General features: G+C 64.8%; 15 protein-coding genes. 13 read left to right on the top strand and 2 right to left on the bottom strand.

Annotated elements, in window-relative coordinates; translation table 11 throughout:
- Nucleotides 1-28 precede the first annotated feature (28 nt).
- Nucleotides 29-481: a hotdog fold thioesterase gene (locus BMZ79_RS14210; protein WP_305728347.1), complete on the bottom strand. Its 453-nt coding sequence runs from the start codon at nt 479-481 to the stop codon at nt 29-31.
- A 185-nt stretch (nt 482-666) separates the two neighbouring features.
- On the opposite strand from BMZ79_RS14210, the gene BMZ79_RS14215 reads away from it, so the two are divergent.
- The 6 genes from BMZ79_RS14215 (at nt 667) to BMZ79_RS14240 (ending at nt 8,924) form a co-directional block, all read left to right on the top strand.
- Nucleotides 667-1,554, top strand: a complete 888-nt coding sequence (locus BMZ79_RS14215) for a helix-turn-helix transcriptional regulator (RefSeq protein ID WP_090641137.1) — start codon at nt 667-669, stop codon at nt 1,552-1,554.
- 234 nt (nt 1,555-1,788) lie between these two features.
- Nucleotides 1,789-2,646, top strand: coding sequence for an oxidoreductase (locus tag BMZ79_RS14220; RefSeq protein ID WP_090641139.1), 858 nt, complete (start codon nt 1,789-1,791; stop codon nt 2,644-2,646).
- 208 nt (nt 2,647-2,854) lie between these two features.
- Complete coding sequence (locus tag BMZ79_RS14225; protein WP_090641141.1) at nt 2,855-4,507, top strand: SGNH/GDSL hydrolase family protein; 1,653 nt, start codon at nt 2,855-2,857, stop codon at nt 4,505-4,507.
- Nucleotides 4,508-4,885: 378 nt separating this feature from the next.
- Entirely contained in the window at nt 4,886-7,027 is a 2,142-nt protein-coding gene (locus BMZ79_RS14230; RefSeq protein WP_090641143.1) for a GH92 family glycosyl hydrolase, read from the top strand.
- A gap of 109 nt (nt 7,028-7,136) precedes the next feature.
- Nucleotides 7,137-8,465: a response regulator gene (locus BMZ79_RS14235; protein ID WP_143088955.1), complete on the top strand. Its 1,329-nt coding sequence runs from the start codon at nt 7,137-7,139 to the stop codon at nt 8,463-8,465.
- A gap of 279 nt (nt 8,466-8,744) precedes the next feature.
- Nucleotides 8,745-8,924 carry a DOMON domain-containing protein gene (locus BMZ79_RS14240; RefSeq protein WP_090641147.1) on the top strand — a complete coding sequence of 60 codons (180 nt, stop codon included), beginning with the start codon at nt 8,745-8,747 and terminating at the stop codon, nt 8,922-8,924.
- A gap of 99 nt (nt 8,925-9,023) precedes the next feature.
- Here the strand turns inward: BMZ79_RS14240 and thrC are convergent, their stop codons facing one another.
- A complete protein-coding gene (gene thrC, locus BMZ79_RS14245) occupies nt 9,024-10,412 on the bottom strand; it encodes a threonine synthase (protein ID WP_090641148.1) in 1,389 nt (462 codons plus the stop codon).
- Nucleotides 10,413-10,645: 233 nt separating this feature from the next.
- Here thrC and BMZ79_RS14250 point away from each other — a divergent pair, with 233 nt between their 5' ends.
- From BMZ79_RS14250 to BMZ79_RS14280, 7 genes are all read left to right on the top strand, one after another.
- Complete coding sequence (locus tag BMZ79_RS14250; protein ID WP_090641561.1) at nt 10,646-11,626, top strand: aldo/keto reductase; 981 nt, start codon at nt 10,646-10,648, stop codon at nt 11,624-11,626.
- A gap of 241 nt (nt 11,627-11,867) precedes the next feature.
- Nucleotides 11,868-13,865: a spore germination protein gene (locus BMZ79_RS14255; protein ID WP_090641149.1), complete on the top strand. Its 1,998-nt coding sequence runs from the start codon at nt 11,868-11,870 to the stop codon at nt 13,863-13,865.
- Complete coding sequence (locus tag BMZ79_RS14260; RefSeq protein ID WP_090641151.1) at nt 13,862-14,953, top strand: GerAB/ArcD/ProY family transporter; 1,092 nt, start codon at nt 13,862-13,864, stop codon at nt 14,951-14,953. The genes BMZ79_RS14255 and BMZ79_RS14260 overlap by 4 nt, the downstream gene beginning before the upstream one ends.
- Nucleotides 14,950-16,236 carry a Ger(x)C family spore germination protein gene (locus tag BMZ79_RS14265; protein WP_090641153.1) on the top strand — a complete coding sequence of 429 codons (1,287 nt, stop codon included), beginning with the start codon at nt 14,950-14,952 and terminating at the stop codon, nt 16,234-16,236. Before BMZ79_RS14260 ends, BMZ79_RS14265 begins: the two co-directional genes overlap by 4 nt.
- A complete protein-coding gene (locus tag BMZ79_RS14270) occupies nt 16,233-16,478 on the top strand; it encodes a hypothetical protein (protein WP_090641155.1) in 246 nt (81 codons plus the stop codon). Before BMZ79_RS14265 ends, BMZ79_RS14270 begins: the two co-directional genes overlap by 4 nt.
- Nucleotides 16,475-17,587, top strand: coding sequence for a GerAB/ArcD/ProY family transporter (locus BMZ79_RS14275; RefSeq protein WP_090641156.1), 1,113 nt, complete (start codon nt 16,475-16,477; stop codon nt 17,585-17,587). Before BMZ79_RS14270 ends, BMZ79_RS14275 begins: the two co-directional genes overlap by 4 nt.
- Before the next feature lie 118 nt (nt 17,588-17,705).
- Entirely contained in the window at nt 17,706-20,072 is a 2,367-nt protein-coding gene (locus BMZ79_RS14280) for an ATP-dependent helicase (RefSeq protein ID WP_090641158.1), read from the top strand.
- Nucleotides 20,073-20,119 lie beyond the last annotated feature (47 nt).

Here is a 20,119-nt window from a genome sequence, read left to right on the forward strand (position 1 = left end):
GAGCGGCGTCGCGGTCGAGGCCGGTTGCTCACGGCTTCTCGACGATCGCCACCGTGCACCGGGAAATGCAGACGAGCTTGCCGGCTTCGTCTGCGATTCGGATATCCCATACCATCGTCTTGCGCCCCCGGTGAAGCGGGGTCGCCTCGGCGATGAGACGGCCGTCCGTCTTCGGGCGCAGGTGGTTCGCGTTAATTTCCAGCCCGACCGCCGCGTATCGCGACAGGTCGATGTTGAGCTCGGACGCGATGGACGCCGCGGTCTCGGCGAGCAGCACGGAGACGCCGCCGTGCAGGATGCCCGCGGGCTGAAGGACTTTCGGAACGACGGGCATCTCGAGCACGACGCGGTCCAGGGACAGTTCGGCGAACGAAATGCCCATCAGCCCGATGACGGAGTTCGCGGCTTTCTCCTTCATCCGCTCGGCGAACGCCTCGTAGGTCATTCGATGCGCGTCGAGGACTTCCTGCGCGATGATCATATTGCGGATCCCTCCTTCGGTTAGGCTTGTTCCAGGATTACTTCATCGTATGGAGGGGACGCGGGGTTCATGACGGGGGGCGGGGAAATTTCGAAGCGGTTGTTCGAGTTGAGTCCGATTAGGCGTGAGCGCTATAATAATCCAAGGCAAAACGTTCGATTTTGCAGCCCAAGGAGGGAGCGTCCATGAGAACCGCCAAAGTCGTCAAGGCGCCGAGAGAGCTCGCGGCGGCGCCGATCAGCCGCAGCCAGCTGAAGCTGAACGGGCTGACCGTCATCGAATCGTGCACGTATACGGAAGGGCTGACGGGCGAGCTGTTCTTGGAGCATCATCTGCTGCTCTTCGTGCTGAAGGGCAACTACACCGTCCGCCACGGCAGCCAATCCTACGTCGTGCGGGAGAACGAAATGGTGCTGCTGCAGAAGGCCATCGTCGTCGAATACGAGAAGCATGGCGAGCCGGGCGCCGACTATTTGCTCGATTATATGATGTTCTTCCTCCACGACGAGCTCATCCGCGAATTCGTGAAGCTGGCCGACCTGAAGTCCCGCCCCGCCGAAGCGGTGCCCGTCTCGGTCAAGGCCGCGTCCGACCGGCTGATCGGCTACGCCGCGTCGCTCAAGCCGCTCTTCCGGGAACCGGAACGCGTCGACAACGGCCTCGTCAAAATCAAGCTGCTCGAGCTGCTGTTCGACGTGGCGGCCTCCGACGAGCGGTTCCTCTTCCAGTTCGCGCAGCTCAAGCGGAAAGGGAAACGGAACATTGCGGAGGTCGTCGAGGAGAATCTGTTCAACCCGGTGACGCTGAGTGACCTGGCGTATTTGTCCGGCATGGGGCTCTCGACGTTCAAGCGCGAATTCAGCGATATGTACAATACGTCGCCGCTGCAGTGGATTCGCGGCCGCCGCTTGGACAAGGCGAGGGAGCTGCTGCTCCATTCGCCGATGTCGGTGACGGACGTCTGCTTCGCGACGGGCTTCGAGAACGCGGCGCATTTCTCCAAGGCGTTCAAGGAAAGGTACGGCGTCTCCCCGTCCTGGTTCAAGCAGCGGTCGCGCCAGCTGCACGCCTGACGGCATCGTTCGTCTCCCCCTTCAATCCGGGGAGCCGAATTCACAAGCCGGCCGGGCCGCACAGCGAAGCCGCGACGGCACAACTCCGGTATTGTTAAATCATCGGCAAGGCAGGGCGGCGGCATCAAGCCGAAGGCGAATGGCCGAGCGCGTTTCTGCAAACCGTAAAATAACGCGAAGCTCGCGCTTCATCCTGCAGGCCGATAACCTAACTTACGGAGGAGAGACGAATTCATGCATACAAATCATCAAAAGGTATGGTTCATTACGGGCGCGGCGCGGGGCTTCGGGTTCGAGATCGCGAAAACGGTGCTCGCGTCGGGCGACAAGGTCGTCGCGACGGTGCGCAGCCAACCGGAAAAGCTAGCCGCCCAGCTGAATCATCCGGAAAACCTGTTCGTCACCCAGCTCGACATTACCGACGAAGAACAGGCGCGCAAAGCGGCAGGCGAGGCCGTGGCGCATTTCGGCCGCATCGACGTGCTCGTCAATAACGCCGGCTCCGGCTTGCTGAGCGCCGTCGAGGAAGCGACGGCGAACGAAGTGCGGCGGAATTTCGAAATCAACGTCTTCGGCGTCCTGAACGTCATTCGGGCCGTGCTGCCCTATATGCGGGAACGCCGTTCGGGCCATGTCATCAACATCTCGTCCGTCGGCGGGCTCAGCGGCTATACCGGCTGGGGCGTCTACGGCGCGGCCAAATTCGCGGTGGAAGGCTTGACGGAAGCGATGGCGCTCGAATTGGCGCCGCTCGGCATCCATGCGACGGTCGTCGCGCCGGGCTTCTTCCGGACGGACTTCCTCGACGCCTCGTCCCTGAGCCGCTCCGAGCGCGTCATCGACGATTACGCCGCCACGGTCGGCGAGATGCGCAGCTTCGCCACGCAGGCGAACCATCAGCAGCCGGGCGACCCGGCCAAGCTCGGCCAAGCCTTCGTCCGTCTGGCGAACGCCGAGAAGCCGCCCGTCCACCTGCTGCTCGGGAACGACACGCTGGCCCGGTACCGCGAGAAGACCGCGTCGCTCGAGACGGATATCCGGGAATGGCAGGACGTCGTCACGTCGACCGACCACGACGACGCGCGGGCGTAACGGAAACGCGGCCGCAGGCGTGCTGGAGCTAGTGTGCCTCGGAGCGAACGATTCCATCAGCGAGGTCCGGATGCAAACGAGACGACAGCACCGACCCGAGGCCGCGACGGCCTCGGGTCTTTTTTGCGGACGCGGCGGGTGCAGCGGCAGGAACGGCTTCGCAGGCCAAGAAGCAGGTAAGCATCGAACCGACAGGGGGACACACGGGATGACGACGGAATCATTCGAAAACGGGGAGGCCGGCCGGGTCGCTTGCGATCCGCGGTCGCCGTGGCAGGTGCGGGTGCGTCCCGGCGACGTACGCCTGGCGGACGGAAGGATCGTCCGCATCGACGAAGAGCGGACGCTCGCGATTCGTCCCGGCGGCCGGCGGGCCTACCGCAGCCAGCGGTATGCGATTGCGGGCGAAGGGCGGCAATCGCCCTGCTTCTGGAACGGCGAGGACATCCGCGGCAGCGGCGGCATGCCGTATCAGCGCATGGTGCCGGGCACGCTCCGCGTCTTCGACGAGACGCGGAGCGTCCGGTACGAGCCCGACGCGGATTACGTCTACGACTATTATTGGGGAACGGTCAAGCGGCATCCCGAGGGCCGGATTCGTCCGGACGAGCCGCTCCTGCTCGACTACGACGTCTGGCTGTGCCGCTACGACGCGATCGTGCTGCGCGCGGACGGCGGGCTCGAGGTCGCCGAGGGCGAAGAAGAGGCGCCGGAATCCCGCGAGCTGCTGCTGCCGGATCCGCCCGCCGTGAAGGACGGCATCGTCTTGGCGCACGTATTCACCGGCTGGGGCGAAGCTTCGCTCCATGACGGGGCGGTCGAGGTGTCGCGGGCGGAGGGAGACCCGGCCGGCGCGCTGCCCGCGGTGACCGGGCGGTATTTGGACGCGACGCCGCGCGCGTATAGGGTCGAAGTGGTATCGCTATCGCCGGAAGACGGCACGATCGGCATCTCCATGGCGGCGGAAGGAATCGACTACGGGCTCGACGTCCCGTTGACGGAAACGACGCTGCGCTGGTCGGCGCCGATAACGGTCGTCCGGGGCGCGTCCGTGCCGCTCGCGATTCCGAGCGCTTACGGCCATGCGGTCGATTGGGGGCTGTCGATCGGCTTCGACGGCCTGCCCCTCGACGCAGCCTTAATCGGCGCGCGCTTCCGAATCGCGGCCCGGCCGCATTCGGTGCTGAACCTGGCGTCGTCGTCCGCGGCGCCAAGCGTCGAAGAGGCGATTCCCGTGCTCAACCGGAATGCGCTCGACCCCTTCCGCCGCAAGTTGGCGGAAGGCCGGTCCGCGCGCGTCGCGTTCTTCGGCGAGAGCACGACGCGTTCCGGCCATTGGCCGTACCGGCTCATGCGGGCCTTGCGGGACGCGCGGCCCGGAGCGCCGCTCTATTCCTCGAACGTCGCCGTCGGCGGCGAAAGCTCGATCCGCGGCGCGCGGCGCTACGAGCAGGACGTGCGCGGCACGGCCCCCGATCTCGTCGTACTGGAGTACATGCTGAACGATTCCGGCGCCGAAACCGGCCGGGCGGAGCCGGCGATCCGGGGTATTTTGACCCGGCTGCGCCGCGACGGGATTCCGTGCCTGATCGTCACGAACAACGGCATGAATCCGCTCTTCTGCGGATCCATGCGCGCCGTGGAAGCTTCGCATGCGCTGTACCGCCGAATGGCCGAGGAATTCGGGTGCGCGTTCGTCGGCGGCTTCCTTTATTTCGAGCGGCTGCACGAATACGGCGAATATTTTCTGACCGCGCTGAAGGGCAACATGGTCAACCATCCGTACGGCAACGTCGATCCCGACTGGGGACGTTTCGACGAGGCGCTCGGCCGCGGGGTGATTCGGGCCGTCCTGCCGTGACGGGACGCGCCCGCGCCTCCGCAAGAGTAAATCCCGTCTTTCCGCCGTCGTAGCGCCGTCATCCGGCCATTTTCCCGCAACATCACGCATCCATCCCGTATTTCGCCGTCTTCCGGTCTTTCTGCAGTCATTTTGCGTCTTCCGGCCGTCTTCCTCCGTCTTGCCGCAGCCATCCGCCGTCATCCCGCCGTTCCCAAGGCCGTCCCGGCGCTTCCTGAGGCAGGCCTAGGGCGTCCCTTCCCGCCTCGAGCCTGCCTCCAACCCCTCGCCCGGCCGCGGGAAAAACATAGGAATACCTCGGTTTTTGGAGCTTTACCGTATTTTGCCGCGAAAATCGCCTTGTTACAATGAAAGGGACATCCGAATGGAGGCGAATTCATGTTAGCCGTAGATTACGTCAACCCCATGATCGGCACGATCGGCCACCTGCTGACGTCGACCGCGCCCGTCGTTTCGCTGCCGCACGGCATGATGAAGCTGGCGCCGATTACGACCCCGGGCATCGCCGATAAGTATTTGGCGGACCGGATATTCGGCTTCCCTGCCGGCTGCGGCTATCTGCTGCCCGTGCGCGACCTCGCGGCCGCGGAGCCGTCCGGCCGCTCGTCGAGGTACGACCACGACCTGGAAACCGCGGCCCCGTATGCTTACAAGGTGCTGCTGGAGGACGAAGACATCGAGGCGGAAATGACGGTATCCCATCAATCCGCGCATTACCGGTTCCGCTACGCGAGCCGGCCGGAGGCGGGGCTGATCGTCGGCTATCCCGCGGGCGGCAGCTTCCGGCGGCTGTCGGACCGCGCGGTGCGCTTCGGCGGCACGGTCGCCGGCGTGCCCCACTTCACGCAGCTCGAATTCTCGCAGCCGGTGGAGCTCGTCCGGACGTGGGCGTCGGAGCGCCAGGCGGGCTGCGTGCTGCGCGCGGCGGCCGGCGCCGGCGTGCTCGAGGTTCGCGCCAGCATCTCGCACATCGACGGGGAGCAGGCGGAACGCAACCTGCGGCGCGAACTGGCGGGCTGCTCCTTCGAAGAGACGCGGCTGACCGCCCGGGAGACCTGGCAGCGCGCGCTCGGCCGGCTCGGGGTGACCGGCGGCACCGAGGAGCAGAAGACGATTTTCTATACGTCCCTGTACCGCTCGCTGTTGAACATGAGCAGCATCACGGAGGACGGCCGCTACTACAGCGCCTACGACGGCCGGATCCACGACAGCGAGGGCCGCGACTTCTACGTGGCGGACAACATCTGGGACACGTACCGCTGCCTGCACCCGCTTCAGCTGCTGCTGGATCCCGAACGCAAGCAGGACATGATCCAGTCCTACGTGCGCATGTACGAGCAAAGCGGCTGGCTGCCGCAGTTTCCGTTCGTGCAGGGGGACCTGCCGGTCATGACGGGCAACCATACCGCGGCGCTCATCTATGACGTCTACAACAAAGGGTACCGGAACTTCGACGCGGCCAAAGCGTTCGAGGCGATGAAGGTCAACGCGACGCAAATCACGATGCTGCCGTGGGTGCACGGCCCGCTGACGGAGCTGGACCGCGTCTACCTGGAGCAAGGTTTCTACCCCGCGCTGCGCCACGGCGAGACCGAGCGGGTGCCCGAGGTGCACGGCTTCGAGCGGCGGCAGTCCGTCGCCGTGACGCTGGAGCACGCCTACGACGACTGGTGCGTCGCGCAGATGGCGCAATCGCTCGGCCAAGAAGAGGACTACGCCGCGTTCGCGAAACGCGGACAGAACTACCGCAACGTGTACAACGAAGCGAACGGCTTCATGTCGCCGAAATCGGCCGACGGCGAGTGGGTCGAGCCGTTCGATCCGAAGTACGGGGGCGGCCTCGGCGGCCGGGATTATTTCTCGGAATGCAACGCCTGGATCTACAGCTTCCACGTTCAGCATGACATCGAAGGCCTGATCGCGCTGATGGGCGGTCCGGAGCAATTCGAGGCGCGGCTCGATGCGCTGTTCGAGGAGCAATACGACGGCTCCAAGTACCGGTTCCTCGGGCAGTTCCCCGACGCGACCGGCCTGATCGGCCAATACTGCCAGGGCAACGAGCCGGCGTTCCATATTCCCTACCTGTACAACTACACGCCTTCGCCATGGAAGGCGCAGCGCCGCCTGCGGGACATCATGAAGCTGTGGTACCAGGCGACGCCGACGGGCATCTGCGGCGACGAGGATAACGGCGCGATGTCGTCGTGGTACGTGTTCAGCGCGATGGGGCTGTACCCGATCTGCCCGGGCAAGGCGATCTACGAGATCGGCAGCCCGCTCTTCGAGAAGACGGAGCTGGCCCTGCCCGGCGGCGGGACGTTTACGATCCGGGCGGAAGGCGTATCGGCCCGCAACAAGTATATCCAGTCCGCGGACATCGACGGCCGTCCGCTCGAGGAGCCCCGCATCCGCCACGAGGACATCGCCGCGGGCGCTGCGCTGACGCTGCGCATGGGCGAGCGGCCGAACAAAGCGTGGGGCACGGGCGTCCGTTACGCCGGCCAAACGGACAAGGCTTGACCCTTTCATATCATGCTCCGTGCCGGGAGCAGCCGGCGGCGTCGACGACGCCGCCGATTGGCATCCGTATGGCAGTAAACGGTTACAATCCAAGCGGGAGGCGATCTGCATGTACCGGCTGTTGATTGTTGACGACGAGAAAGTCATCCGCGACGGCTTGTCGGCCTGGGATTGGGAGCGCTGCGGCATCGAGGTCGCCGGCTGCTGCGCCCACGGGCTGGAGGCGCTGAAATTCATCTCGACGAGCCCGGTCGACATCGTCATGACGGACATTCGGATGCCGTTCATGGACGGCATCGCGCTCATGGACGCGCTGAACCGGCGCTATCCGTTCATCAAGCTCATCGTCCTGTCGGGCCACGGCGATTTCGCGTACGCCCGGAAGGCGACGCAGTACGGCGCGGTCGACTATCTCCTGAAGCCGGTGCCGTTCGCGGAGCTGCCGAAGACGATCGGGCGCCTGAAGGAGCGGCTCGACGAACAGCGGCAGCACGAGGAGCGGCTGAAAGTGCTGACGCGCAAGGCACTGCAGCTGACGAAGGTGCTGCGGGACGATTTTCTCGCCCGGCTGTTCGAAGGGCCGCTCTCGTGCGAGGCGCTCGAGCAGGGCGGCGCGGAGGGCGAGGTGCTGCTCGAAGCCGGACGCTACACCGCCGCCGTGCTGGTGCTGGACCGGATCGCCGTACGCCGGCAGCGGACGTCCGAGAAGGAGCGGAAGCTGATCGCGTTTTCGCTGGACAATATGTTGTCCGATCTGTGGGACGCGCGGCAGCATGGCTACCACCTCGTCGACAAGTCGTCGCTCGAGGTGTTCCTGCTCGCCAAGGATGGCGGCCGGCAGCTGCTCACGGACATCGCGGGGCATCTGCACCGTTACATCGGCTTGTTCAAGTCCACCTTCTCGCTCGGGATCGGGGTCACGGTCGGCAGCCCGTACGCCATTTGGCAGTCGATGCTGGCCGCCAGGTCGGCGCTCGCGGGCAACGCCGAGGAAGGCGCCGTCAAGACCGGCGCCGTGCCGCGGGAGGAGACCGGCCTGCGCGGGCAGCTGGACCGGCCGCCCGAGGAAGACGACGCGCCGGAAGCGGACGCGGCGGAGCCCGGCTCCCGGGACAGCATCATCCTGGTGGAGGCCAAACGGTACATGAAGGCGAATTACGGCCGGAGCCTGACCCTGAAGGAGGTGGCGGACCACGTCTTCATCTCGACGGGCCATCTGTCGGCGCTGTTCAGGCACGCGGGCGAGCGGTTCTTGAAGGTGCTGACGGCAGTCCGCATGGAGAAGGCGAAGGAATTGATGCTCGACAACGGCTACAAGGTGTACGAGATCGTGGAGCTGGTCGGCTACTCCGATCCCGCTTACTTCACCGAGGTGTTCAAGAAGCATACCGGCAAGACCCCGAACGAATACCGGGGGAAGCTGAAGCAGCCGCGTTAGCGGTGCCGGCGCGGCCCCGAAAGAGTCTCGTTGAATCCTCCGAAAGAATCGCATTAATCATCGAAAGAATCTCATTGAATCCTCCGAAAATATCCCTGCAAGCCGCCCTCGGCAGCGCGCTCAACATCCGAAGGTTGCCATAGAAATCGGCGTTTTGCCCCCTGTCCGCGGATGCGGGGCGGGTGGTACGATCATGTCGCCATGCGCGGCGGCAGTCGAGGGAAGGAGGGATACGACGGGAGAAGGCCGGCGCCTCGGGCGGCAGCTTCTCCGCTGGCCATGCGAACCGACTGGGACGATATTCGTCCAGCCGGGTATGCCGGTTCGAAGGACATCGGGTTGTCGTGCGTCGTCAACGACAGCGACGGCTCGGGCCGCAAAGGCTGGCTGTCCTACATGGGCGGCATCGCGAACGGCAAGGGCCCGGCGCAGTTCGGCGACGCGATTTTGAAGAACTAGCGGTTTCCCGTCGCCGGCGGGTAACGAAAACGAAAACGAAAAACAGCTCCCGGCGACGGATTCGCCGGGAGCTGTTCGTGTTGTCGGTGAAGGGCTCGTTTAGAAGAAGCGCTCAAGCTGCTCCGCGACCGCCTCGTTCGTGCCCGCCACGCGGGTTTGGAACTGCGGCTTGTCGCTCAGCGCCGCGATTTGCGCCGGGGCCGTCTGCGCGATGTCGACGAGCCGGATCGCTTCGTCGAACTTCGCGGGATGCGCCGTCGACAGGGCGACGGTGACTTCGCCGTCCGCGGTCAGCCGGTTCGCCGCCGCGACGCCGCATGCCGTATGCGGATCGAGCAGGTAGCCGTGCTCGTCGTAGCAGCCCTTGATCTCGCGCAGGCACTCGTCGTTGCCGACGCCGTACGCCGCGAAATCGGCCTGTACCCGGCGCAGCGCGTCGCCCTCGACGGCAATGCGTCCGTCGCGCTTGAACGCGTCCATCAGCGCGGCCACCGCGCCCGGGTTCTCGCCGTTCAGGTAGTACAGGTAGCGCTCGAAATTGCTCGCCACCTGGATGTCCATCGACGGGCTGTGCGTGCCGCGGAATTCGCCCGGCTGGTAGACGCCCTCGGTCACGAAGCGCTCGAGGATGTTGTTCTCGTTCGTCGCGAGCATGAGCTTGCCGATCGGCAGTCCCATGCGCTTCGCAAGGTAGCCGGCGAAGATGTCGCCGAAGTTGCCCGTCGGCACGCTGAAGTTGACGTTCTCCCGGACGCCCTGTTCCGCCAAGCGGAAATAGGCGTAGAAGTAATACACCGTTTGCGCCAGAATCCGCGCGATGTTGATGGAGTTGATCGCGCGCAGGTGATAGCGCTGCTTGAACGCCACGTCCGCGAACAGCTCCTTGATGATGCGCTGGCAGTCGTCGAAGTTGCCGTCGACGGCCAGGTTCAGCACGTTGGCGTCGTCGACCGTCGTCATTTGCAGCTCCTGCACCCGGCTGACCTTGCCGTGCGGATGCAGGATGCAGATGCGGATGCCTTCCTTGCCGCGGACGCCTTCGATCGCCGATGCGCCGGTATCGCCGGACGTTGCGCCGAGGATATGGATGGTGGACCCGTTCTTCTTGGAGATGTAGCCGTACAGGTTGCCGAGAAATTGCAGGGCGATGTCCTTGAACGCGAAGGTCGGCCCGTGGAACAGCTCGAGCACGTGCAGGCGGTCGTGAATGCGGCGGACGGGCGTCACGGCTTCGTCGCGGAACGTGCCGTAGCTGTCGTCGACGAGCCGCTTCAGGTCGCCGCGCGGAATCTCGCCGTCGACGAAGCGCGAGAACAGCTCCAGCGCCAGCTCCGGATAGGACAGGCCCCGCCAGGCGTCGAGCTCGGCATCGGAAAGTTGCGGGATATGCTTCGGTACGAGCAGGCCGCCGTCGTCCGCGAGTCCCATGAGAACGGCGTCGACGAAGCCGACGGGGGCGATGTTGCCTCGAGTGCTGATGTAATCCATAACGATCTCCTTCACCAAATTTTCAACCATTGTATCAAAAATCGCGCCCGATGCCCATTAGAAGTTGAACGAAATTTCGGTCCGGGCCGTCCGCCCGGCCGATGCGCGCGCGAAAGACGGCGCATCGGCCGCATCGGCTCCCTCGATTTGACAGCCTTCCCTTCCGGCGGGATACTGATTCCAGAACGGGAGGCATCCGTCTTCCTGCGATTACGAGGATGGGAGCGATGGACATGCAGTACGGAAGACTCGGAGGAAGCGGGCTCGAGGTCTCGGCGCTCGGGCTCGGCACGAACGCGTTCGGCAAGCGCTGCGACCGCGAAGCGTCGGCCGCGATCATCGACCGCGCCCTCGACGCGGGCGTCAATTTCATCGACACGGCCAACATCTACGCGGGCACGGCGTCGGAGACGATCATCGGGCACGCGCTCAAAGGCAAACGCGACCGGGCCGTGCTCGCCACGAAGGCCGGCCTGCCGCGCCGCGACGGCCCGAACGGCGGCGGCTCCTCGCGGCAGCATCTCCAGCGGGAGCTGGAAGAGAGCCTGGCGCGGCTGCAGACCGATTACGTCGACCTGTACCAGATTCATACGTTCGACCCGTACACGCCGCTCGAGGAGACGCTGCGCGCGCTGGACGATTTCGTTCGCGCGGGCAAGGTCCGCTACGTCGGCGCGTCCAACTACGCCGCGTGGGAGCTGACGAAGGCGCTCGGACTCAGCGAGCTGAAAGGGCTGAACCGGTACGCGTCCGTGCAGACGAGCTATTCGCTCGCCGACCGGACGCCGGAGCGCGAGCTCGTGCCGGCCTGCCTCGACCAGGGCGTCGGCATCATTCCGTACTTCCCGCTCGCCGGCGGCATTCTGAGCGGCAAGTACGCGGGCGACGCGTCGGCCGCGGCGCCCCAGGGGTCCCGCGCCGACACGGATCGGGGCTTCACCCGCTTCATGCGGGACCGCGAGCTGTCGCTCGGCCAGGCGGTCAAGGGAATCGCGGACGCGCACGGCGTTCGTCCCGGCGCGCTCTCGCTGGCCTGGCTCATGGCGCGTCCCGCCGTCTCCACGGTCATCGTGGGCGCGACGAAGGCCGAGCAGCTGACGGACAATCTGGCCGCGCTGTCCATCGGCTTGACGCCGGAGCTGCAGGCGGAGCTGGACGCGGTCAGCGAGCCGTTCCGCGGCGGCGAGCCGTTCGCGGTGTACCGGCTGCCCTGACGGGCGGGCCGCAGGGCCGGCTCCGCTTAAGGGCTGCTCCTCTTGTGCCCCGAAGACCGCTTAACCGCCCCGCGCCGTCAAGCCGCATCGTCCCGGAACCTTCCGTTTCGGGCGCGATGCGGTTTTTTTTGGCTTCGGTGCGGACCGGCTGCCGGAAGGGGCGGGCACGATTGTCGCGGGGGCGTTTAACGGTGGGCAAAGATGGAAAAATTAGTAGGTAATACCGACAAGGAGACTGCCTATGAACGCCGAAGCATCCCTGCAGCCGATCTCGCCCATGCTGGCCGACAACAAGAAAGCCTTGAGCGGCATCTATACCAAATGCAACGACGTCATCTTCCGCGACCTGAGAATCGGAAACGGGACGGACGCCTTCGTGCTGTTCATCGACGGCCTGGTCAACGTCGAGGTGCTCGACCAGCACATCATCCGGGCGCTTCAGCGCGAGACGGTATCGATGGGCGACCTGAACGCGAGGGAGAAGCTGGAATCCACGCTGTCGATCTCGAACTTGCTGACGGTGGACGCCATCGAGGACGCCTGCTGGCACGTCGGCAACGGCTGCATCCTGCTGTTCATCGACGGGCTGTCGGTCTGCTTCGCCATGGGGCTCGCGAAATGGGAGAAGCGCGCCATCGAGGAGCCCACGGCCGAGGCGGTCGTGCGCGGTCCGCGCGAAGGGTTCACGGAGACGCTCAGCGTCAACCGGGCCATGCTGCGCCGCAAGATCAAGACGCCCTCGCTGAAAATGGTGCCGTACCGGCTCGGCCGCCAAACCGACACGGAAGTGAATCTGACCTATATCGAAGGCACGGCCAGCGAATCGCTCGTGCTGGAGGCGAACCAGCGGATCTCCGGCATCGACATCGACGGCATCCTCGAAAGCGGGTACGTGGAGGGACTGATCGAGGACAGCCCTTTTTCGCCGTTTCCCCAAATGCAGGTCACGGAACGGCCCGACGTCGTCTCCGCGGCGCTGCTGGAAGGGAGAATCGCCATTCTCGTCGACGGCACGCCGTTCGTGCTCATCGCGCCCGCGACGCTGTTCTCCATGCTGCAGTCGCCGGAGGACTACTACCAACGCTTCTACGTCGGCTCGCTCATTCGCTGGCTTCGTTATCTGTTTTTCGTCATTACGCTGGTTTTGCCGTCCCTCTACGTCGCCATTCTGACGTATCACCAGGAAATGGTGCCGACCTCGCTGCTGCTCAGCATCGCCAAGTCGCGGGAGGACATCCCGTTCCCGGCGCTCGTGGAGGCGCTGCTGATGGAAGTATCCTTCGAGGCGCTGCGGGAAGCGGGCGTCCGCCTGCCGAAGCAGGTCGGCGCCGCGGTCAGCATCGTCGGCGCGCTCGTCATCGGCCAGGCGGCCACGTCCGCGGGCCTCGTGTCCGCGCCGATGGTCATGGTCGTCGCCATCACGGGGATCGCGTCCTTCATGATGCCGCAGTACAGCGCGGGCATCGCCATCCGGATGCTGCGTTTTCCGATTATGATCCTCTCCGGCGTGCTCGGGCTGCTCGGCTTGATGCTGGGCATTATTTTCATCGTCGTGCATCTCTGCTCGCTGCGGTCGTTCGGCGTGCCGTACCTCCAGCCGCTCGCGCCGATGAAGGGCTTCGAGATGAAAGACGTGCTCATGCGCCCGCCGATTTGGATGCAGCGCAAACGTCCGAGCCTGACGGGCAACGCGCCGAATCCCGTCCGCCAAGTGCAGGGCTTAAAGCCGAAGCCGCCGCAGGACCGAACGGGCGGCACATCGCAAGGCAGCGAGCCGCAAGGAAGCTCGTCGCAAGGCAACGCGCCGCAAGGCAACGCGCCGCAGGGCAGCGCGCCGCAAGGCAATGCGCCGCAAGGCAACGCGCCGCAAGGCGAAGGCCCGCAGCAGGGCAGCGCGCCGCAGGGCAGCGCGCCGCAAGGCGAAGGCCCGCAGCAGGGACTCGCGCCGCAGGGCAACGCGCCGCAAGGCGAAGGCCCGCAGCAGGGCAGCGCGCCGCAGGGCAGCGCGCCGCAAGGCGAAGGCCCGCAGCAGGGACTCGCGCCGCAGGGCAGCGCGCCGCAAGGCGAAGGCCCGCAGCAGGGACTCGCGCCGCAGGGCGAAGGCCCACAGCAGGGACTCGCGCCGCAGGGCAACGCGCCGCAAGGCAATTCGCCGCAGCAGGGACTCGCCCCGCAAGGCAACGCGCCGCAGGGCGGCGATTCGCAAGGTAACGCCTCGCAAGGGACTGAGACTTCATGATCGAAAAAGGGCGCATTTCGCCGCTGCAGCTTGCCATTTTCTTGCATCCGACCATTCTCGCCACGGCTTCGCTCTCCGTCCCCGCCATCACCATGAACACGGCGGGCCGCGACATGTGGGCCGCGCCGATCGTTTCCTCCGTGATCGGCTTTTTGGTCGTGTACGTCGTCTACAAGCTGCACGAACGCTATCCGAGCCAGACGTTCATTCAATACAGCGAATCCATCCTGGGACCGTACCTCGGACGGTTGATCGGGATGTCCTACCTTTTCTCGTTCGTCTACACGAACGGGATCGTCATCCGCGAGTACGGCGAATTCATCGCCGCGACGTTCCTGCTGGAGACGCCGACGGTGTTCGTGATCATCTGCTTGATGTTCGTCTGCGCCTACGCGCTTCACCAGGGCATCGAAGTGTGGGCGAGAGCGTCGCAGCTGCTCATTCCGGCCGCGCTCGTCGTCATCGTCCTGATGCTGATCATCATGGTGCCGGACATGCACACGAAGGAGATGTTTCCGATGATGGAATTCGGGCCGCTGCCGCTGCTGCGATCGGCCATCGTGCCGTCCTCCTGGTATTCGCAGTTTTTCATCATCGCGATTTTCCTGCCGTATCTGACGAAGACGCGCGTCTCGGCATTCAAATGGTGCATGATCAGCGTATTCTCCGTGCTGGTCACGATGACGTGCATCAACCTGGCGGTGCTGTATATTTTCGGCGACATCAACAAGGGGTACAACTACCCGTTCCTGATTGCCGTCCGTTACATCTCGCTGTCCGATTTCATCGAGCATGTCGAGTCGCTGCTGATGGCGGCGTGGCTGGTCGCGATCTTCATTAAAATCACGGTCGTGTATTACGCCGCCGCCCTCGGCACCGCCCAGCTGTTCCGGCTCAGCGATTACCGCGCGCTGATCGCGCCGATCGGCCTGCTGATGACGCTGCTCAGCCTGTGGTGCGCGCCGAATCTGGAGGAGCTGACGGAGCTGCTCGGCAACAGCGTGCCTTTCTTCTCGTCGATCTTCCAGATTTTCATTCCGATGGCCATGCTGGGCATCGCCGCCGCGAGAGGGGCGAGAGCTTCATGAGCGCGCGCCGAGCGGGCCGGGTCGTCCTGCTGCTGGCGGTCCTTGCCGGCGCCCTGCCGCTGGCCGGCTGCTGGGACCGGACGGAAATCAACGATCTGGGGCTGATCACGGGGGCGGCTATCGACCGGTACAACAGCAAGTTGATTCAGCTGTCCGTACAAATCTTCATCCCCCGCGCGTCGGGAGGCGGCGGAGGAGCCGGCAGCGGGGGAGGGGGCGGGAGCATGGAAATGAAAGGCGGCGGCAATTCCAACACCTTCGTGCTCTCCGCGGTGGGCGAGAATATCGCCGACGCGCTGTCGCATATGCAGGAGCGGCTGCCGCGCAAGCTGTTCTGGGGGCACGCCGAGGTGATCATTTTCGGGGAAGAACAGGCCCGGTACGGCATCGGGGACGACGTCGATTATTTGATGCGGGCGCCGCAGCCCCGCGAACGCGCGTACATTTACGTGTGCGAGGGGAAGGCAAGAAAAGCGCTCGAAATGCAAGCGGTACTGGAGCGCGACTCCTCCGAGGCGCTTCGGGAAATCGCCAAGAGCAAATTATCGATGAGCGTGACGATGACGGATCTCGCGCAGATGCTGACGAGCGATTCCGGCGCTGCCGCGCTTCCCTGGCTCCGGATGAATCCGCCGCGTTCCAAGCGGAATCCCGATACCTCGGCGAATTATACGAACGGCACGGCGATCTTCAAAGGCGACAAGCTGATCGGCGTCGTGGACGCGGCGACCACGAGAGGCATCCTCTGGCTGCGAAACGAAATCAGGATGGGCGTCGTGACGGTCACGCCCGAGAAATCCCGGGGCACGGTGTCCGCGAAGCTGCTTCGGAGCAAGACGAGGCTGTATCCGCATATTCAGGGTAACAAATGGAGCATGACCGTCCGCATCAAATCCGAGACGGAAGCGCTGCAGAACGCCTCGTCCGCGAATTTGCTGACCAGCGAAGGGGACATCGAGCTCGTGGAGGAGGCCATGGACGCGGATATGATCGGCCGCGTCGAGCAAGCGCTGCGGAAGGTGCAGAAGGGGCTGAAGGCGGACGTCTTCGATTTTGCCGGGGAGTTCCATCGCGCCTACCCCAAGGAATGGCACCGCAACAAGGATCGCTGGGACGAGATTTTCCCGGAGGTGGACGTAAAGGTCGACCCGACATCCCAGCTGCTGCGCCCCGGCTTGACCAACGTGCAGTCGACGACGAGGAACGCGGAAGAGCAGAAGCGCGCGACGAAGGCCGGGGAAGAGCAGGGCGACGGAGAGAAGGAAGGAGAGGACGCGGAATGATCTGGTATGCCATCCCGAGCCTCCTGACGGTGAGCTTCATTTTGGCGGTCGCGCAGTGGCGGTGGACGCGGAAGGCGCCTCGTCGGGAGAAGGTCGCGTACTGGGTGCTGACCGCCATCGGCTGGACGATCGGCGTGCTGCTCTACCTCTTCCCTCATTTGCCGGGACCGAGCCAGTTCGTCGATTATTTGTTCGGACGCCTCGGTTCGACGCTTATTAACCGCGGGCAGGCCGGCACATGAAGACGGGGGAACGGATCGGAGGCAAGCAGCTGTTCTGCGTCATCGCCGTCATGCAATCGGGCATGAACGTCCTGCTGACCATCAACCCGGCCATCGCGGCCGCCAGGCAGGACGCCTGGCTGTCGGAAATTCTCGCGGGCGCGGTCGGCTTGTTCATGGTGTTCGTGCATGCCAGACTCAGCCTGCTCTATCCCGGCATGACCTTCGTCGAATACGTCGTGAAGATCATCGGAAAATGGGCGGGCAACGCGCTCATCGGATTCTACATGCTGTTCTGGTACGTCGTCCTCGCGATGATTCTCCGGCAGTACACGGAATTCATCTTGTCGACGATTCTGCCTCGCACGCCCATGCTCGTGCCGCTGCTCGGCCTGCTGCTGGCGGCTGTCTACGTGACGGTGGCCGGCATCGAGGTGCTGGCGCGCTGCGCGGAACTGTTCGGGCCGTTCATCCTGCTCGGCATCTTTCTTCCGCTGCTGCTGTCGCTCAGCGACATGAAGATCAACAATTTGCTGCCGGTCTTCGTGGACACGGGCATGCTCAAGATCGTCCAAGGCTCGCTGCCGACCATGACGTTTCTCGGCGATTGCGTCATCATGTGCATGCTCTACAAGTTCGTGGAGCGGCCGGAGCGCGGCTCGCGCTACGTCCTGCTCGGCGTTGCCGTCTCCTCGTTTCTTACCTGCGTCAGCACCTTTCTCGTGATCGCGGTGCTGGGACAGGCGCAGGGGGCGGGCATCACCTACCCGTATTTCAATCTCATCCGCAATACCTCGTATTTCGATTTCGTGCAAAACCTCGACTCGCTCGTCATCGCGATCTGGATCGTCAGCGTGTTCATCAAGGTATCGCTGTATCTTTTCGTGTGCACGCACGGGACGGCGCAGTGGTTCGGCGTGCGGCGCTGGCGGCGGATGCTCTGGTTCACGGCCCCCGCCGTCGTGGCGATCGCGCTCGTGCCGCGCGATTTCGTGGAGAGCTCCGTGATTTTTCCGCAGCGGATCGCGATCCCGTACATTCTGCCGTACCACATGTTCGGCATACCGCTTATCCTGTGGGCGATCGCCAAACTCCGCGGCGCCGGCCGGCCGGCCCCGGGCAAAAATTAACCCTTGCGCCGGCAGGCGGGTTCTTGCGATACTGGACGTAAGCAAACGACGGAATACGGCATCCCTCTTTCGGCTTCGGAAGAGGGATGTTTCGCGTCCGAACGGAAGGATGAGGCGCATGACGGCCGCAGGCATGGATTTTTTCGCGCGCAAGCAGGCGGAGCTTGGCGTACGGTTGAACGAGGTGCAGCGCAAGGCGGTGCTCCACACGGAGGGCGCGCTGCTACTGCTCGCTTCGCCGGGCTCCGGCAAGACGACGACGATCATTATGCGCATCGGCTACCTGATCGAGGAGAAACGGGTGCATCCGTCCCGGATCAAGGCGGTGACGTTCAGCCGGGCGTCGGCGCAGGATATGAAGGAGCGGTACGCGCGCTTTTTCCCGGACCATCCGGAGGGCGGCGTGCAGTTCTCCACGATCCACAGCTTCGCGTTCGAGGTCATGCGGGACCATCTGCGCCGCGCCCGCACGTCGTTCCAGATCATCGAAGGCGACGTCGACCCGGAGGCGGACGAGGAGCTGCCGCTGCATAAGAAGTTCATTCTTCGGGACCTCTACCGCAAGGCGAAGGGCGAGAACCTGACCGAGGAGCAGATGGAGGAGCTGACGACGTTCATCAGCTTCGCGAAGAACAAGCTCCTGCCGGAAGCGCGGTGGGCGGACGTGCCGTGCGACGTGCCCGAGGCGGCGCGGGTCATGCGCGAATACGAAGCGTTCAAGCGCTCGTTCGAGGGCAAGCTGCTGGTCGACTACGACGACATGCTCGTTCTCGCGAACGAGGCGCTGGAGAAGAGCGACGAGCTGCTGTGGAAATACCAGAACCGGTACGACTACGTCCTGACCGACGAAAGCCAGGATACGTCGCTCGTGCAGCACGCCATCATCGAGAAGCTGGCGCGGCGGCACGGCTGCCTGTGCGTCGTGGCGGACGACGATCAGAGCATCTACACGTGGCGGGCCGCGGAGCCGCAGTATCTGCTGGACTTCCGCCGCGTGTTCCCGGATGCGGCCGTGCTGATGATGGAGCAGAATTACCGGTCCTCGCGCAACATCGTGGACGTCGCGAACCGGTTCATCAAGCGCAACGAGAAGCGCTACGACAAAAACATGTTCACCCGCAATCCGGGCAGCCGGCCCGTGTACCTGAAGCAGCTCGACGATTACAAGGGCCAGGCGAAATACGTGGCCGCGGCCGTCGAAGGCAAGGAACCGCTGCGCGAGACGGCCGTGCTGTACCGCAACAACGCCTCGTCGATCATGCTCATGAACGAATTCGACCGCCGTGGCATTCCGTTCTACATGAAGGACGGCGACAACCGCTTCTTCTCGCACTGGGTGGTGGAGGACGTGCTCGGCTTCATGCGCATGGCGTACACGGACAAGCGTCCCGATCTGCTCGAGAAGATCCATACGAAGATGGCCGGTTACGTCACGAAGGCGCAAATGGCCGCGCTGCAGGCGATCGGCAACGGCGAATCCGTCTTCGACAATCTGCTGGCGCGCGTGCCTTTGCAGCCCTACCAGCCGAAGCAGCTGCAGGAGTGCAAGGAAGCGTTCCAGGCGATGCGGGGGATGGAGCCGCGCGCGGCGATTCGCCTGATCCGGTTCAAGCTCGGCTACGAGCGGGCGATCGACCGGATGTGCGAGCGGCTCGGCTTCCGCAAGGAAGGGCTGACCGGCATCCTGAACACGCTCGAGGACATCGCCGACGGGCTGGCGGCGCTGGAGGATTTCGCGGCCCGGCTGAAGCATCTCGAGGCGGCGATGAAGGCGTCGAAGAAGAACCGGCAGGCCGACGCCGTCACCTTCTCCACGCTGCACAGCGCGAAAGGCCTGGAGTTCGAGCGCGTGTTCATCGTCGATCTCATCGAAGGCATCCTTCCGTCCAAGGAAGACGCGAAGAAGGCGGAAGGCGAAACTTCCGACCTGATGGAGGAGGCGGTTCGCCTGTTCTACGTCGGCATGACGCGCGCCAAGCGAGAGCTCACGCTGCTGAGCTACGCGCGTCGCGACGGCGAGGACGTGAAGGAATCGCAGTTCATGACGGCGGTGCGCGAGCTGCAGGCGCCGCCGAAGGCGGCGGAGCCGGCCGCTGCCGCCGGCTCCGGTTCCGCCTCCGCGAGGCCGGAAGCCGCCTGGCAGGCGGAAGCGGCCGCCGGCCGGGCGGACGGCGCCGGGCGGAAGGCCGCGCCGGACGGCAAGCGGCCCGCCGCGCGCGGCCGCGCCGCTGCGCGGCCCGTGCCGGGCGGCTCGGGCGTGACCGTCACCGAAGGCCGGCCGGGCGAGGAGCCGAGCGAGCGCAATCCGCGCGCGCTGCGCAGCTTCGACGGCCTGAAGCCGGGCGACGCGATCGTCCATTCGGCCTTCGGCGAAGGCGAATTTCTCTCGGCCGGCCGGGACTACGTCGAGATCCGCTTCGGCATGGGCGTGCGCAAGCTGTCGGCCGCGGCCTGCATCGGCGCGGGCATGCTGACGCGCCGCTAGCCGCCTTCTTTTTTGGACGCCTCCCGCATAAGCTTGGAAGGGGACGC

The sequence above is a fragment of the Paenibacillus sp. UNC496MF genome, from assembly GCF_900113915.1.
GTDB lineage: Bacteria > Bacillota > Bacilli > Paenibacillales > Paenibacillaceae > Paenibacillus_Z > Paenibacillus_Z artemisiicola.

Coding starts and splice junctions, on each gene's coding strand:
- BMZ79_RS14220 (WP_090641139.1), top strand. CDS start 1,789: ATGCATACAAATCATCAAAAGGTATGGTTCATTACGGGCGCGGCGCGG.
- BMZ79_RS14230 (WP_090641143.1), top strand. CDS start 4,886: ATGTTAGCCGTAGATTACGTCAACCCCATGATCGGCACGATCGGCCAC.
- BMZ79_RS14210 (WP_305728347.1), bottom strand. CDS start 481: ATGATCATCGCGCAGGAAGTCCTCGACGCGCATCGAATGACCTACGAG.
- BMZ79_RS14250 (WP_090641561.1), top strand. CDS start 10,646: ATGCAGTACGGAAGACTCGGAGGAAGCGGGCTCGAGGTCTCGGCGCTC.
- BMZ79_RS14270 (WP_090641155.1), top strand. CDS start 16,233: ATGATCTGGTATGCCATCCCGAGCCTCCTGACGGTGAGCTTCATTTTG.
- BMZ79_RS14225 (WP_090641141.1), top strand. CDS start 2,855: ATGACGACGGAATCATTCGAAAACGGGGAGGCCGGCCGGGTCGCTTGC.
- BMZ79_RS14255 (WP_090641149.1), top strand. CDS start 11,868: ATGAACGCCGAAGCATCCCTGCAGCCGATCTCGCCCATGCTGGCCGAC.
- BMZ79_RS14260 (WP_090641151.1), top strand. CDS start 13,862: ATGATCGAAAAAGGGCGCATTTCGCCGCTGCAGCTTGCCATTTTCTTG.
- BMZ79_RS14235 (WP_143088955.1), top strand. CDS start 7,137: ATGTACCGGCTGTTGATTGTTGACGACGAGAAAGTCATCCGCGACGGC.
- BMZ79_RS14280 (WP_090641158.1), top strand. CDS start 17,706: ATGACGGCCGCAGGCATGGATTTTTTCGCGCGCAAGCAGGCGGAGCTT.
- BMZ79_RS14215 (WP_090641137.1), top strand. CDS start 667: ATGAGAACCGCCAAAGTCGTCAAGGCGCCGAGAGAGCTCGCGGCGGCG.
- BMZ79_RS14265 (WP_090641153.1), top strand. CDS start 14,950: ATGAGCGCGCGCCGAGCGGGCCGGGTCGTCCTGCTGCTGGCGGTCCTT.
- BMZ79_RS14240 (WP_090641147.1), top strand. CDS start 8,745: ATGCGAACCGACTGGGACGATATTCGTCCAGCCGGGTATGCCGGTTCG.
- BMZ79_RS14275 (WP_090641156.1), top strand. CDS start 16,475: ATGAAGACGGGGGAACGGATCGGAGGCAAGCAGCTGTTCTGCGTCATC.
- thrC (WP_090641148.1), bottom strand. CDS start 10,412: ATGGATTACATCAGCACTCGAGGCAACATCGCCCCCGTCGGCTTCGTC.